The following is a 14,533-nucleotide window of genomic DNA, read 5'->3' as shown; positions in this document are numbered from 1 at the left end:
CTAGACTCCAGTGGACAGTTTGATGAGGGCGTAGATCGAGGCGAGCGCCACGGTCACCGCGAAGAAGTTGTTGGCCATGATCGCGACGAGCTTGAGCGGCTCGCTGTGCACGTAGTCCTCGATCACGACCTGCATGCCGATCTTCATGTGCCAGCAGCTCGCGATCACGAACAGCAGCATGATCACCGCGATCGGAATCGAGCCGAGGATCTGCGCCGCGCCGGCCTGGTTGCGGCCGAGCAGCATGATCACGACCACGACGACCGGCACGATCAGCAGGGTCATGGCGACGGCGGTGAGCCGCTGGCGCCAGAAGTCGCCGGTGCCGGAATGCGCTGCGCCGAGGTTGCGGACCCGGCCGAGCGGGGTGCGCATCGATTTCGCGTGTGCGTTGCTCATCGGCCGCCTCCCACTGCGTAAGCCACGATCCACACCAGGACGGTCAAGGTGATGCCGCCGATCAGGGCGCCCCAGGTGAGCGCCTCGCGCTCATTGGCTTTGAAGCCGTAGCCGAGGTCCCAGACGAAGTGGCGGATGCCGGACAGCAGGTGGTGCAGCAGCGCCCAGGTGTAGCCGAACACGATCAGGCGGCCGAGGAAGCTGCCCATGAAGCCCTGGACGTAGGAGTAGGCGCTGGGACCGGACGCGGCGGCGATCAACCACCAGGCCAGCAGCAGCGTCCCGAAATATAATGCAACCCCGGTGGCGCGATGGACGATCGAGAGGATCATCGTCAGCGTCCAGCGGTAGGTTTGCAGATGCGGCGAAAGCGGTCGTTCGATCCTGGCTGTCATTGGTTGCTTTGATGATTTCTTGTGGGCCGTGAACGCGGGGGGCTTGCGGCCGTGTGGATCGGCAGGCGGGCTTTATTTACGGAGAAGGAACAGGCGTTGCAACGGACAAATCGCCCAAATCCGAACAAGGATTCAGTCCTAGGCGACCGATCGCAAAAGGATCAATGGCCGTCGTGGTATACCAGAAACCGATCGCGCCCGGATGCGGCGAACTATTATTCATTCCTAACTCCTCACCAAGGCCACAACCAACGCGGCGAGACTGTCAAATGGCGCCGACTGTCGAGCGTTGATTCACCGCTTAGCTACGGTCCTGAGCAAGCCGGTTTCGCGGCAAGCGCCAGCGCCATCTGATGATTCTGCAAACCTGCCCGGAGCGATTCGCGGAGCAACAACCTGCGTTGCGACCGCCTGCGCTGCAGCAAATCTCCCTCGATCTCCCGCGTTCCTCGCCCACACGGGGCCCCTCCGCCGGTCGATTTTGCCGCATGTCGCCGCCCGGCGAAGCGGCCTAGTCTGAGGCGAGGTGCAACAGACGCGGTGCAGGGAGCCTCGATGCCGCTGCCGACGGTCCGACCGACAACCACCGAACGCCCGGCGGCACTGCCGGCGCGCAAGGTGTCGTCGCACGAGCCCGTCGAGGAGCCCCTGACCTGCGTGCTCGGCTTCACCGCCGCCGGCCTGTTCGCCGCCTGTCTCGCGCTGGCCATCCAGCATGAGATTGCCTCGCTCGCCGTGCTCGAATTCGTGCTGATCTGCGCCGCGCCGCCGCTGGCCGCGCTCGCCGGCCTCGCGATCGGACGACGGCGCTAGGCCGCCGTCACTTCGCATAGATGTCCTTGTACTGATCACGCAGCACGTTCTTCTGCACCTTGCTCATCGCATTGCGCGGCAGTTCGTCGACCACGAACACGCGCTTGGGCATCTTGAATTTCGCCAGTCGGCCGTCGAGACCCTTGAGCACGCCGGCCTCGCTGACATCGGCCCCCGGATGGCGCACCACGACCGCCGTGACACCTTCGCCGAAATCGGGATGCGGCACACCGATAACGGCGGACTCGACCACGCCCGGCATCGCGTCGATCTCGCTCTCGATCTCCTTCGGATAGACGTTGAAGCCGCCGGAGATCACGAGGTCCTTGCCGCGGCCGACGATGTGGACGTAGCCCTGCTTGTCGATCTTGCCGAGATCGCCGGTGATGAAGAAGCCATCGTCGCGGAATTCCGACTTGGTCTTCTCAGGCATCCGCCAATAGCCCTTGAACACGTTCGGGCCCTTCACCTCGATCATGCCGATCTCGTCGCGCGCGAGCTCCTTGGCCGTCTCGGGATCGGTGACGCGCACCGAGACTCCGGGCAGCGGGAAGCCGACCGCGCCGGGCACGCGCTCGCCCTCGTAAGGATTCGACGTGTTCATGTTGGTCTCGGTCATGCCGTAGCGCTCGAGGACGGCATGGCCGGTCCGCGCGAACCATTCGCGATGGGTATCGGCGAGCAGCGGCGCCGAGCCGGAAATGAACAGCCGCATGTGGCTGGTCGTCTCCTTCGACAGCCGCGGGTTCTGCAACAGCCGAGTGTAGAACGTCGGCACACCCATCAGCACGGTGGCGCGCGCCATCAGGTCGATGATCAGATCCGGATCGAGCTTGGGCAGGAAGATCATCGACGCCCGCGCAAACAGCGTGACGTTGCTGGCCACGAACAGACCATGGGTGTGATAGATCGGCAGCGCGTGGATCAGCACGTCGTCCTTGGTGAAGCGCCAGTAGTCGATCAGGGTCAGCGAGTTCGAGGCGAGATTGTCGTGAGACAGCATCGCGCCCTTGGAGCGGCCGGTGGTGCCCGACGTATAGAGAATGGCGGCGAGATCATCGGCGCCACGTGGCACGGTGGTGAACGCCTTGTCGGCCTTGTCGGCCGCCTCGGTCAGCGAGCCCCTGCCCGACGCATCGAGCGTTTCCACCTTGGCGCCGACCTTGGCCGCCAGCGCGCCGATGCCCTCGGCCTTGGCCGGATCGCAGACGACGACGGTCGGCTCGGCGTCGCCGATGAAATAGTCGAGCTCGTTGAGCGTATAGGCGGTGTTGAGCGGCAGATAGACGCCGCCTGCACGCACCGTGGCGAGATAGAGCACGAGGCCGGACACCGACTTCTCGGTCTGCGCCGCAACCCGGTCGCCCGGCTTGACGCCGCGAGCCGCCAGCACATTCGCCATCTGCCCTGCCCGCGCGATCAGGTCGCCGTAGGTGATGCGCTGACCGTCATGGGTCTCGATCGCCAGGCGGCTGGGATCGTCGAGGCCATCGAACAGGCGGGAGAACAGATTGGCGTTGGCGGCTTGGTTCATGCAACATTCCCCTGGGAGCATGGGCAGGCCGGCAGTGCCAGCCGGCGGAACATCATGCTCGACGAAGACGAAAAGGGCCGGGACAGCGAACAAGACCGGTGACATCGCCATCACCACGGTCGCCATCTCTGATCGAGGCTGCTCTAGCAAAAACGCCCTTTCGAAGGCAACGGGAGACGCTGGGATATGGTCAAGGGAAAACGGATCGCGTGGATCACCGGCGGCGGCACCGGAATCGGCGAGGCCGGCGCACTGGCGCTCGCCGCCGACGGCTGGACGGTGATCGTCTCGGGCCGGCGCACGGCCGCGCTCCAGGCCGTGGTGGCCAAGGTTGCCGCGGCGGGCGGCACGGCCGAGGCCGTCGCGCTCGACGTTGCCAAGGCCGCCGACGTGCAGGCCGCGGCCGATGCCATCCTGGCGCGGCATCGCCGCATCGATCTGCTGGTCAACTCGGCCGGCGTGAACGTGCCGAAGCGGCGCTGGGACGACATGACGATCGAGGGCTGGAACCAGCTGGTCGAGATCAACCTCAACGGTGTGCTCTACTGCATGAAGGCGGTGCTGCCGGCGATGCGGGCGCAGCAGGACGGCACCATCATCAACGTCTCGTCCTGGGCCGGCCGTCATGTCTCGAAGATGCCGGGACCGGCCTACACCTCGACCAAGCACGCAGTGCTGGCGCTGACGCACTCGTTCAACATGGAGGAATGCGTCAACGGCCTGCGCGCCTGCTGCCTGATGCCCGGCGAGGTCGCCACGCCGATCCTGCAGCAGCGCCCGGTGGTGCCGAGCGCCGAGGAGCAGGCGCGGATGCTGCAGCCGGAAGACCTCGGCCGCACCATCGCCTTCGTCGCGAACATGCCGCCGCGGGTGTGCGTCAACGAGATCCTGATCAGTCCGACGTGGAATCGGGGATTCATCCAGACGCCGGGGAACCGGGATTGAGCGGGGCTGGATATCGGTTGCGGCAATCGTGTCGGCGCGGGTCATGAAGATCGAGGTGATGCCCAGCTACCGGTGTCGTCCCTGCGAACGCAGGGACCCATACCGCGTGATTGTTGTAGGAGGCAGGCGGCGAGTCCCGTGCAAAACAACTGAACCCTGTGGTTATGGGTCCCTGCGTTCGCAGGGACGACGGCGGAGGTTGGCGTTGGCAGCGTTGCCTTCGAGACAGAGTTGAATACGTGTGTGTTCACCCCGCGACGCATCCGCGCCCGAGCTGTGCTGAATTTGGTCGCCCCTCAAACAGAGGGCGCAGGGAAGGCCGGGCGCTGGCCGCGCCCGTGGCCCGCCTGCGAAAGAAAATGCAGGCGGCAGGTACCACAGGTCTGGCCGAGAACGCCCGGCCTTCCCCGCGCAACGGTTTTAACGGCTGCTTCGCGTTCTCCCTGGTGCGCCGGGCTGTCTGGCCACCATCCCCACGCGAAGCAAAGCCTCAACGTGAGTTGACATCAGCATCGGGATGTCAGGACCGCGCGACTTGACCGTGCGTGCATCACCGTTCGTCCGCGCAGACTGATCCACGCTGCGGCGACACACGCCCATCGCATCCCACTGCCAGCGGTTCGTGACGGTCGCGAAGCGCCCCTCATGCGGCAGCAGGGACGTGCGGAAATGTGCAGGTGATTTGCCCGACGGTGCAAGCCTTATTGCTGCGGCAAACTAACACGACGGGCAATTTGCGCATGGGAGGGATGCTGGCAGCCCCACCGTCATTGCGAGCGAAGCGAAGCAATCCAGAGTCCCGCCGGAGCTCTGGATTGCTTCGTCGCTTCGCTCCTCGCAATGACGGTGGCGAGCATCACGCTATCGACCGCCGGCATGATCCCCAGCCGCCTCATCATTCTGGTCGAGCTATTACCACGACAGCAGTCTGCTCCCTCCCCCTTGCGGGGAGGGGTTGAGGGTCCGCGGGCGTTGAATTCGGTGGCGTGCGTGACCCCGAACAACAAAGTGCGATGAACACGATCGGCGGATTATTGGCTGGGGGGCTCGGACTCCGATTGAGAGCGGACTCGTGTACCCGCCCCGCTCCCCACAGGGGGAGGGGGAGCGCACCGCCCGCGTGGTGAGCGTCTCGCACCTCTGGGAGAGCGCAGTCGCTGTGCGCCTCAGAACGACGTGCCGCCGCCGAACCTGAACTCCTGGACGGTGTCGTATTTGCCCTTGGACAGCGGCACCGCGTAGTCGAAGCGGAGCGGGCCGAACGGCGAGGCCCAGATCAGGCCGACGCCGACGGAAGAGCGCACCACCTTGCTGTCATCGTACAGCAGGCCGCATTTGCAGGTCGCGGTGTTGACCTCGCCGGTCGCCGCCCAGGAGGTCGGCCCCTGATAGCCCCACAGCGAACCGGCATCGGCATAGACGGCGCCCTTCAAGCCCACTTCCTTCGGCAGGAACCAGAACGGCATCTGCAGCTCGGCCGAGGCGCCCCAATATTTGGTGCCGCCGAGCGCATCGCCGGTGGCACCGAGGCTGCGATAGGTGATGTCCCGCGCCCCGATTCCGTTCGAGGCGAAGCCGCGCACCAGGCTCGGTCCCATCTGGAAGTGGTCGAGCATCCGCAGATCCTTGTCGCCGATCTTGTTCAGCATGCCGCCCTGCAGATGGATGATGCCGACGATGTCGGCCACCAGGGGCGAGTAATATTTCGCGTCCACCGCCGACTTGAGGTAGCTGACATTGCCGCCGACGCCGGCGAAATCCTGCTTCCAGTCGATCAGCAGGCCATCGGTCGGGTTCTTGTTGTTGTCGAGCGTGTTGTAGCTGAGCGTGTAGCCGAGCGCAGAGGTCAGCGCGGCGCCGTCGCTCAGCTCCTTGCGGACCGGCAGGCTCGACTCGCCATCGCCGTAGCAGCCCCAGCCATAGTAGCCCGAGCTGGTCGAATTGGTCGGATCGACGCCGCCGAGCACGCTCTTGATGTAGGCCGGGGTCGGGTTGAAGGCGAGCAGGCTGTTGGCGGCGTTGTTGTTGCAGTTCTTGTAGTAGGACGGCAGCGATATCTCCTGGCGATACAGCGAGTATCGCAACTGGAGCGAGAGGTCTTCGCGCAACTGGAAGCCAAGCCGCGGGCTGAAGCCGATCGTCGTCACACCATAGCTCGTATAGCTGTTCGCCAGCTGCTGCTTGTAGTAGACATCCAGGCCGAGCGCGATCCGGTTGTCGAGCAGATAGGGCTCGACGAAGGACAGCGAGACGCCCCTGCTGTATTGGCCGTAGCTCACGGACGCCTTGGCGTACAGACCGCGGCCGAGGAAGTTGCGTTCCGAAACCGAGACCTCACCCAGCGCGCCATCGGTGGTCGAATAGCCGCCGGAAACGGAGAGGTCGCCGGTCGACTTCTCCTCCAGATTGACCACGAGGATGACGCGGTCGCTCGACGACCCCGGCTCGGCCGCGATCTTCACGTCCTTGAAGAAGTCGAGATTCTTCAGCCGGCGCTCGGCGCGGTCGACCAGCGCGCGGTTGTAGGCGTCGCCCTCGGACAGATCGAACTCGCGCCGGATCACGTACTCGCGGGTGCGGGTGTTGCCGCGGATGGTGATGCGCTCGATATAGGTGCGCGGGCCCTCGTCGACCTGGAACACGATCGCGACCGTATGCGCTTCCAGATTGCGGTCGCCGCGCGGACGCACGACGGCGAAGGCAAAGCCGCGACGCGAGGCCTCGATCTGCATCTCCTCGACCGACTTCTCGAGCTGCTCGACGTTGTAGAGCGCGCCGACATTGACGCGCGAATAGCCGCGCAGCGTGTTGGCGTCGAGCGCCGCGACGCTCGACTGGAACTGCACCGAGCTGACGCGGTATTGCTGGCCCTCCTCGATCTGGAACGTGACCAGGAAGCCCTTCTGGTCGGGGTCATATTCGCTGAGCGCCGCGACGACCTGAACGTCGGCATAGCCGTTCTTCAGATAGAAGCGGCGGATCAGGTCGCGATCGGCCTCGACGCGGTCGGGGTCGTAGACGTCGTTGTTGCCGAGGAAGCTGAGCCAGTTCGTTGCGTGCGTCTTGATGACGTCGCGCAGCCGCGCGGCGGAGTAGGCGTTGTTGCCGACGAAGCTGATCGACTTCACGCCCGTCTTGACGCCCTCTTCGATGGTGAAGACGAGGTCGACGCGGTTGTTGGGCTGCTCGATGATCTCGGGCGTGACGCGGACGTCGTAGCGGCCGGAGCGGCGGTAGATCTCGGCGATGCGCTGCGCGTCCGACTGAACCATCGGACGGGACAGCGTGCCGCGCGGCTTCGATTGCACTTCCGCCGAGAGCTGCTCGTCCTTGACCTTCTTGTTGCCCTCGAAGGCGACGCGGCCGATCACGGGATTCTCGACCACGCGCACGATCAGCCGGCCGCCCTGCCGGTCGATCTTCACGTCGGCGAACAGGCCGGTCTGGACCAGGGCCTTGAGGCCGTCGTCGACCTGGCCGGGATCGAGCGTGCCGGCGGGACCCGGCTTGAAGTAGGAGCGGATGGTGTCGGATTCGACGCGCCTGTTACCCTCGACGGTGATCGCGCTGGCGACGGCGGGTGCCGCCGCGGCCATGCGGGGCAGCGAGGAAACGGGCATGGCCAGCAGCATCAGGGCAAGCACGCCCAGCAGTCTCAGACGCATCATCGACGCTCTTTCGAAAGTCAGAGTCCTCGGCGCGCAGACGTTCGTCGGCACGCCACCGGAATCGCTGATGCCCGTCAAAGATGGTCGCGATGCGCCGATCTCGTTTCGTGAAATGTCTGATGATGCTGGATGTGACTGAGTGTTTCCGGTCAGACAAGATTCTCGGGCCAACCGAGCGGCAGAGGGCATGAGCAGCTAATAAGTGCGTCGCCCGCGCTGCGACCGGAAAGCCACGGCTGAGACGGACATCTCCGTTAAGCAATCGGCCCGGCCGCGCCGCATTCGGTGACTTCCGAAATCAAATTCTACAAATCTTCGGAAATTGGCAATACGAGGGAAAAACGAGGGTGCTAATTGATCGTCATCCGAACTAAGCCCCCAAGTAGTTCGGCCAAGGCCCGGTGCGCGTAGATTCCCATTTATATTCCGGCGCACCGGGCCGCCCGTTTTCCCTCGCGCGCGAGCCGATGGCCCGTAGGATGGGCGGAGGCGGTCGTGCCGCGGCTCCATCCGAGGTCGCGGCAGCGCCATGCCCACGGTCTGAGCGCGAATGCGCTGCGCGGCGGTGTGCAGGCCGCCGCCTTCGGCGGCCGCCTTGCCCTCCCACGGTTCCCGCCGCCCCACCCGAATCACCACAATGTCCGCCGCTGTTGCGAAATTGCCTCTGGATCGGGGCGGGAAAACCGATCAAAACGGGCGGCAGCGCCGATGGTTAATCGCGTCTTAACCTCGCCCCACCTATGGTGACCAGACAGGCACCGGTTCATGGGCGATCGGCGGCTTCCACTGGTTTGGCGCGCGTTTTACGTATGGCAATGACCGCTTCATCCCCCGCGCCCGCTGGCGCCAGCCATTCGGAGAGCGAACGCTCGCCGTTTGCGCGGCTGAACGAGCTGCTCGCCCCTTACAAGCCGGGCAAGCCGATGATCACACTCGCCGTTGGCGAGCCGCAGCATCCGGTGCCGGACTTCGTCGGGCCTGTATTGGCCCAGCACATCGCCGAGTTCGGCCGCTACCCGGCCGCCAAGGGCATCGAGCCGTTCCGCAAGGCGGCCGCCGGCTGGCTGTCGCGCCGATTCGCGCTGCCGCGCGCTGTTGATCCCGAGCACGAGATTCTGGTCCTGAACGGCAGCCGAGAGGGCCTGTTCTTCGCCGCCCATGCGGCGCTCCGCCATGTCGGCCCGCGCCGCGGACGGCCCGCGATCCTGATGCCGAACCCGTTCTATCCGGTGTATGGCGTCGGCGCCCGCACCGCCGGCTGCGACTCCATCTATCTGCCGACCACGCGCGACAACGGCTTCCTGCCCGATCTCGATGCGATCGACGAGGCGACCCTGGCGCGCACGATCGCGTTCTACCTCGCGACGCCGGCCAACCCGCAAGGCTCGGTGGCATCAGCGGACTACATGCGCAAGCTGGTCCAGCTCGCCAACGCTTACGGCTTCCTGATCTTCAGCGACGAATGCTATTCGGAGATCTACACGAAGGCGGCACCCGGCAGCATGCTCGAGCATGCCGGACCCGACTACACCAACGTGGTCGCGTTCCAGTCGCTGTCGAAGCGCTCCAACGTGCCGGGCATGCGGATCGGCTTCGCCGCCGGCGACCGCCGATTCCTCGCGGGCTTTCACGAGCTGCGCAACGTCGCGGCGCCGCAGGTGCCGGTGCCGCTGCAGCACGTGGCCGTCGCCGCCTATGCCGACGAGGCGCATGTCGAGGAGAACCGGCGGCTGTACCGCGCCAAGTTCGATCTCGCCGACCAGATCATCGGCAACCGCTATGGCTACAAGCGTCCCGATGGCGGCTTCTGCGTCTGGCTCGACGTGGCTGATCGCGGCGGCGACGAGGACGTGACGTTGCGGCTGTATCGCGACGCCGGCGTGCGCGTGGTGCCCGGCAGCTACCTGGCGCGGCCGCAAGCCGACGGGTTCAATCCGGGCCTGGGCTACATCAGGCTGGCGCTGGTGGCGGATGCCGGATCCACCGGTGAGGCGTTGCACCGGCTGGTCGAGGTCCTGGGATAATCGCGGGGCTGATGCAGATGCCGGCGATCGAACGAGTCATCCCCCTGGTCAACCACCTGCCGACGTCGCTGCGCGACGCGCTGGTGCGACGGCTGCGCGAGCTCGCGGGCCTCTGCCTGATCGCGCTGTGCGGCGTGGCCGCGGCGGCGCTGATGACGTGGTCGGTGCAGGACCCCAGCCTGAGCCACGCCACCTCGCGCGCCATCCGCAACATCGTCGGCTATCCCGGCGCGATCAGCGCCGATCTGCTGATGCAGATCCTCGGTCTCGGCTCGATCATGGCGATCCTGCCGCTTTCGATCCGTGGCTGGCGGATGATGACGCACCGGCCGTTCGACCGCGAGGCGCTGCGCTTCGGCGCCTGGATTCTCGGCGCCGTCATCGCCGCCGGCTTTGCCAGCTGCTGGCCGCGCTCGCACGCCTGGCCGCTGCCGACCGGCCTCGGCGGCGTGGTCGGCGACGCCCTGGTGCGCGCACCGGCCGTGGTGTTCGGTCCGCCCGGTGTGATCTATCGGCTGGTGCTCGGCGCCCTTCTTCTGGTTGCGATGATCGGCTGCCTGCTGGTGGCCGGCGGCATGGGCGCGAAGGAAGCCGATCCGAGCCTGCTCGCGGATGAGGACGACGACACGCCGCTGGCCGACCCCGAGGACGACGACGACCGCAAGGCGATCCGGCTCGGCTGGGTGTTCCACGCCATCATGAGCGCCAAGGCCCAGGTCGTCTGGTTCCTGAGCACGGCCTATCGTGCGCTGGTCTCCTCCGGCCCGCAGCCGCGCGCCGCCGCCGCAGGCCGGCAGGAGCCCAGCCTGGGTCGCGGCAAGCCGACGCTCGCGCCCGAGATGGACGAGGACGGCGGCGACGAGGACGAGGCCGACGAAGGCGAGGATGAAGAAGAGGAGGAGGAGCCCGCTCCCCGCGCCCGCAAGAAGCCCGCGGCCAAGACGCCGGCCCGAAAGGCCAACGACAAATACGACCTGCCCTCGGTCTCGATGCTGGCGGCGCCGAAATCCTCCGACCGCCAGCCGCTGTCGAAGAGCGAGCTGGAGGCCAATTCGCGCGCGCTGGAAGGCGTGCTGCAGGACTTCGGGGTGCGCGGCGAGATCGTCAAGGCGCATCCCGGCCCGGTCGTCACGCTGTACGAGCTGGAGCCGGCGCCGGGCATCAAATCGTCCCGCGTCATCGGTCTTGCCGACGACATCGCCCGCTCGATGAGCGCGCTGTCGGCGCGCGTCGCGGTCGTGCCCGGCCGCAATGCCATCGGCATCGAGCTGCCCAACGCGCACCGCGAGAAGGTGTACCTGCGCGAGCTGCTCGTCGCCAAGGAGGCGACCGAGAGCGTCGCCAAGCTGCCGCTGTGCCTCGGCAAGAACATCGGCGGCGAATCCATCATCATCGACCTCGCCCGCACCCCGCACATGCTGATCGCCGGCACCACCGGCTCGGGCAAATCGGTCGCCATCAACACCATGATCCTGAGCCTGGTCTATCGCCTCAGGCCCGACCAGTGCCGGCTGATCATGGTCGACCCGAAGATGCTCGAACTGTCGGTCTATGACGGCATCCCGCATCTCCTCACGCCGGTCGTGACCGATCCGAAGAAGGCCGTCGTCGCGCTGAAATGGGCCGTGCGCGAGATGGAGGAGCGCTACAAGAAGATGGCCAAGCTCGGCGTGCGCAACATCGACGGCTACAACGCCCGCCTGGGCGAAGCGCGCGCCAAGGGCGAGGAGCTGACGCGCACCGTCCATACCGGCTTCGACAAGGAGACCGGCAAAGCGATCTACGAGGAAGAGAAGCTCGACCTCGATCCCCTGCCCTACATCGTCATCATCGTCGACGAGATGGCCGACCTGATGATGGTCGCCGGCAAGGACATCGAGGGCACGGTGCAGCGCCTCGCGCAGATGGCGCGCGCCGCCGGCCTGCACGTCATCCTGGCAACGCAGCGCCCGTCGGTCGACGTCATCACCGGCACCATCAAGGCGAACTTCCCGACCCGCATCTCCTTCCAGGTCACGTCCAAGATCGACAGCCGCACCATTCTCGGCGAGATGGGCGCCGAGCAACTGCTCGGCCAGGGCGACATGCTCTACATGGCCGGCGGCGGCCGCATCAGCCGCGTGCACGGCCCGTTCTGCTCCGACGAGGAGGTCGAGAAGGTCGTCAAGCATCTCAAGGCACAGGGCTCGCCGGAATATCTCGAGGCGGTCACCGCCGAGGAGCCGAGCGAGGAGGATGGCGCCGTGTTCGATGCCACCGGCATGGGCGGCGGTGGCGGCGGCGACGACCTGTTCTCCCAGGCGGTCGCCGTGGTCAAGCGCGACCGCAAGGCCTCCACCAGCTACATTCAACGCCGGCTGCAGATCGGCTATAACAAGGCCGCTTCGCTGATGGAGCGGATGGAACAGGAAGGCATCGTCGGCCAGGCCAACCACGCCGGCAAGCGCGAGATCCTGGTGCCCGAGGAGGAAGGCGGGTTCTGACGGCCCCGATGGCCGCAGAAACGCCGCTTCGGTGCCCGATCTTCACGCGATTACGATCACGCTGCCCGGCCGAACCGGGATAGAACGCGTAAAACCTCAGGACGTCGTTTTGAAAAGCTCCTTGTTGAACAGCACGTTTTCGTATCACGCAGCTTGGCGCGGGCGCCGGATCGGCGCTTGGCTGGTCGCCTGCGCCGTGACGATATGCTCTGTCGCCGGTGCGTCCGGTCACGCCGCCGCGCAGGGCACGCCGGCTCCGAAATCAGGCCCGAAGAGCGGCTCCCAGCTCAGCGCCTCCGACCAGCAGCGGGCCGGCCAGAGCCCCTCGACCACCCAGACGGCCCCGCCCAACCCGGTCATTCCCGATCCCCGGCGCAACGTGCCGGCCAGCATCTTCACCTCGTTCGACGCCAACCAGAAGGCGCAGGCGGCCAAGGTCAGCGCCTATCTGTCGTCGCTGCAGACCCTGGTCGGGAACTTCGTCCAGGTCGGCCCGGACGGCAGCAAGACCAAGGGCGATTTCTACATCCAGAAGCCGGGCAAGGTCCGCTTCGAATACGAGCCGCCGACGCCGATCGACATCATCGCCGACGGCTCTTCCTTGGTGGTGCGCGACCGCAAGCTCGCGACCCAGGACGTCTATCCGCTGTCGCAGACGCCGCTGCGTTATCTGCTGTCCGACCGCATCGACCTGTTGAAGGACACCAACGTGATCGCGGTCGCCGCCGACGACCTCTACGTCACGATCACGATCGAGGAGAAGCAGGCCCTGATCGGCACCAGCCGGCTGATGCTGATGCTCGGCGCCAAGGACGGCCAGCTCAAGCAGTGGACCGTGACCGATCCGCAGGGCTACGACACCACGATTGCCGTCTACAATCTGGATACGACCAAGAAGCTCGATCCGGCGATGTTCAAGATCGACTTCACGGCCTATCCGAGCACGCCGCCGGGCTGACGCCGCCTCTCGCGCTCGCTCAGCGCGATTCGAGCCCGCGCACCTTCCATTGCGCTTCGGACAGTGCGAGCTTCTCGAAGCGCTTGCGCGCCTCCTCGAGGTCATCGGCCGGCAGCGCGTCGCAGCCGGGCCGGTCGCGCAGGATCATCGACGTCGTCGCCCAGCTGAGCCGCGCGGCCTTGCAGGCCAGCAGCAGGTCCGTGATGCGGTCCTCCTCCAGCAGCGATTCGATCGTCTCGATGGTGACGACGCAGAGCAGCGCCAGCGCTGCGATCACGGCAGGGAAATCGCCGGTGGCGCAGAAGCGGTTGACGGCGGAGTCGCCGAGCTTGCCAGTCCGGCTGAGGGCGGCAACCTCGGCCTTGACCTGCTGATAATCCCAGATCGCGCGCATTGCCGCGCCGGGCGAGCGGGTCGGCGTCGCCTGCAGGGTGGCGCGGGTCGCCGGCGGCGCGGCCTTGATGAAGCGGGCGCGGGCGCCCTCGCTGGCCGCGGCGACGAAGGCCCGCGACAGCTTGGCCGGCAGGTCGGTGCGCAGCGCCAGCTTCTCGGCGAGATCCTCGTCGCGCTCGGCGATCTTGAACAGGCTGCGATAGCCGTCCTCGGACAGCCGCGCGGAAAGATTCTGCGCCAGCGCCATGCGCACCGCCGGAAAGCCGCGCGCGATCAGCTGCGTCGTGAGGCTGTCGCCGATGCCCCTGCGGCTGGCGATCGCAACGAGATGCGCCGGGCTGCCGGTGCGGATGAACTCGGCGAGATCGCGCTCGGTCAGCACCGCCGCCTTGGCCAGCATCGGCCCGGCGACGCGCAATTCGGGGTGAACGGCGAGCATCCGCGCCGTCGCGTAAGGCGCGCGCTCGACGCCGGCGAGCGCCATGCTCAGCTCGGCCAGCAGCTCGGTCGCGACCTGCGGCATCAGCCGGGCGAACATCTGATCGTAGAGATCGAGCTGCTCGGCCGAGGCTGGCCGCGGACCGGCCAGGAACAGGCTGGTGGTCCGGCGCAGCATGTCGGTGGCGAGCTCGGACACCGTCCGCGCATCACCGGGGGGCGTCTTGGCGGTCGGAGCTGCCGCAGGCGCTGGAGGCATCGCACGTCCCTCGTTGGGCGCCTCCCTCGGCTGTGACGGAGGCGCGGGTCGATCATCAATTGAGGAAGAATGCGAAGGCCGGACTAAAGGGGCGTTAAGCGCAGCGGGCGGAGCTGAAACCCCACGCGGCTGTCGTTAATGGATTGCGGCAGAGCGCGGCAACGACGATGTTCCTGTATTGTTCTTGCGAACGATGCCGGCTTCCGCTAGCCTCCTTGCCCGGG

Annotated in this window: 10 protein-coding genes; 5 read left to right on the top strand and 5 right to left on the bottom strand. The window is 66.3% G+C overall.

From position 1 onward, the window contains the following. Positions 1 to 375, bottom strand: coding sequence for a succinate dehydrogenase, hydrophobic membrane anchor protein (sdhD, locus tag QX041_RS20930; protein WP_315716954.1), 375 nt, complete (start codon positions 373 to 375; stop codon positions 1 to 3). A 20-nt stretch (positions 376 to 395) separates the two neighbouring features. Then, the gene (gene sdhC / locus QX041_RS20925; protein ID WP_315716771.1) at positions 396 to 794 is read right to left on the bottom strand and encodes a succinate dehydrogenase, cytochrome b556 subunit; all 399 of its coding nucleotides are present in this window, start codon (positions 792 to 794) and stop codon (positions 396 to 398) included. Positions 795 to 1,349: 555 nt separating this feature from the next. On the opposite strand from sdhC, the gene QX041_RS20920 reads away from it, so the two are divergent. Continuing rightward, on the top strand, positions 1,350 to 1,607 hold the full coding sequence (locus QX041_RS20920) for a hypothetical protein (RefSeq protein WP_315758639.1): 258 nt from the start codon (positions 1,350 to 1,352) through the stop codon (positions 1,605 to 1,607). Positions 1,608 to 1,614: 7 nt separating this feature from the next. Here the strand turns inward: QX041_RS20920 and QX041_RS20915 are convergent, their stop codons facing one another. Further along, positions 1,615 to 3,141 (bottom strand): malonyl-CoA synthase, encoded by a 1,527-nt coding sequence (locus QX041_RS20915; RefSeq protein WP_316166422.1) that lies wholly within the window; start codon positions 3,139 to 3,141, stop codon positions 1,615 to 1,617. 186 nt (positions 3,142 to 3,327) lie between these two features. Here QX041_RS20915 and QX041_RS20910 point away from each other — a divergent pair, with 186 nt between their 5' ends. Then, positions 3,328 to 4,086, top strand: a complete 759-nt coding sequence (locus tag QX041_RS20910; protein WP_316166421.1) for an SDR family oxidoreductase — start codon at positions 3,328 to 3,330, stop codon at positions 4,084 to 4,086. 1,166 nt (positions 4,087 to 5,252) lie between these two features. Here the strand turns inward: QX041_RS20910 and bamA are convergent. Continuing rightward, on the bottom strand, positions 5,253 to 7,754 hold the full coding sequence (bamA, locus tag QX041_RS20905; protein ID WP_316166419.1) for an outer membrane protein assembly factor BamA: 2,502 nt from the start codon (positions 7,752 to 7,754) through the stop codon (positions 5,253 to 5,255). Positions 7,755 to 8,563: 809 nt separating this feature from the next. Between bamA and QX041_RS20900 the strand changes: the two genes are divergently transcribed. From QX041_RS20900 to QX041_RS20890, 3 genes are all read left to right on the top strand, one after another. Next, a complete protein-coding gene (locus QX041_RS20900) occupies positions 8,564 to 9,778 on the top strand; it encodes an aminotransferase class I/II-fold pyridoxal phosphate-dependent enzyme (RefSeq protein WP_316166418.1) in 1,215 nt (404 codons plus the stop codon). Between the two features lie 11 nt (positions 9,779 to 9,789). Next, positions 9,790 to 12,261, top strand: coding sequence for a DNA translocase FtsK (locus QX041_RS20895; protein ID WP_315750528.1), 2,472 nt, complete (start codon positions 9,790 to 9,792; stop codon positions 12,259 to 12,261). 196 nt (positions 12,262 to 12,457) lie between these two features. Continuing rightward, the gene (locus QX041_RS20890) at positions 12,458 to 13,219 is read left to right on the top strand and encodes an outer membrane lipoprotein carrier protein LolA (protein WP_315716778.1); all 762 of its coding nucleotides are present in this window, start codon (positions 12,458 to 12,460) and stop codon (positions 13,217 to 13,219) included. A gap of 19 nt (positions 13,220 to 13,238) precedes the next feature. On the opposite strand, the gene QX041_RS20885 is transcribed toward QX041_RS20890, so the two are convergent. Further along, complete coding sequence (locus QX041_RS20885; protein WP_315750527.1) at positions 13,239 to 14,309, bottom strand: DUF2336 domain-containing protein; 1,071 nt, start codon at positions 14,307 to 14,309, stop codon at positions 13,239 to 13,241. Positions 14,310 to 14,533: the final 224 nt, after the last annotated feature.

The sequence above is a fragment of the Bradyrhizobium sp. SZCCHNRI2009 genome, from assembly GCF_032485115.1.
In the GTDB taxonomy this organism is placed as follows: Bacteria; Pseudomonadota; Alphaproteobacteria; order Rhizobiales; family Xanthobacteraceae; genus Bradyrhizobium.
This window is presented reverse-complemented; position numbering and strand designations above follow the sequence as displayed.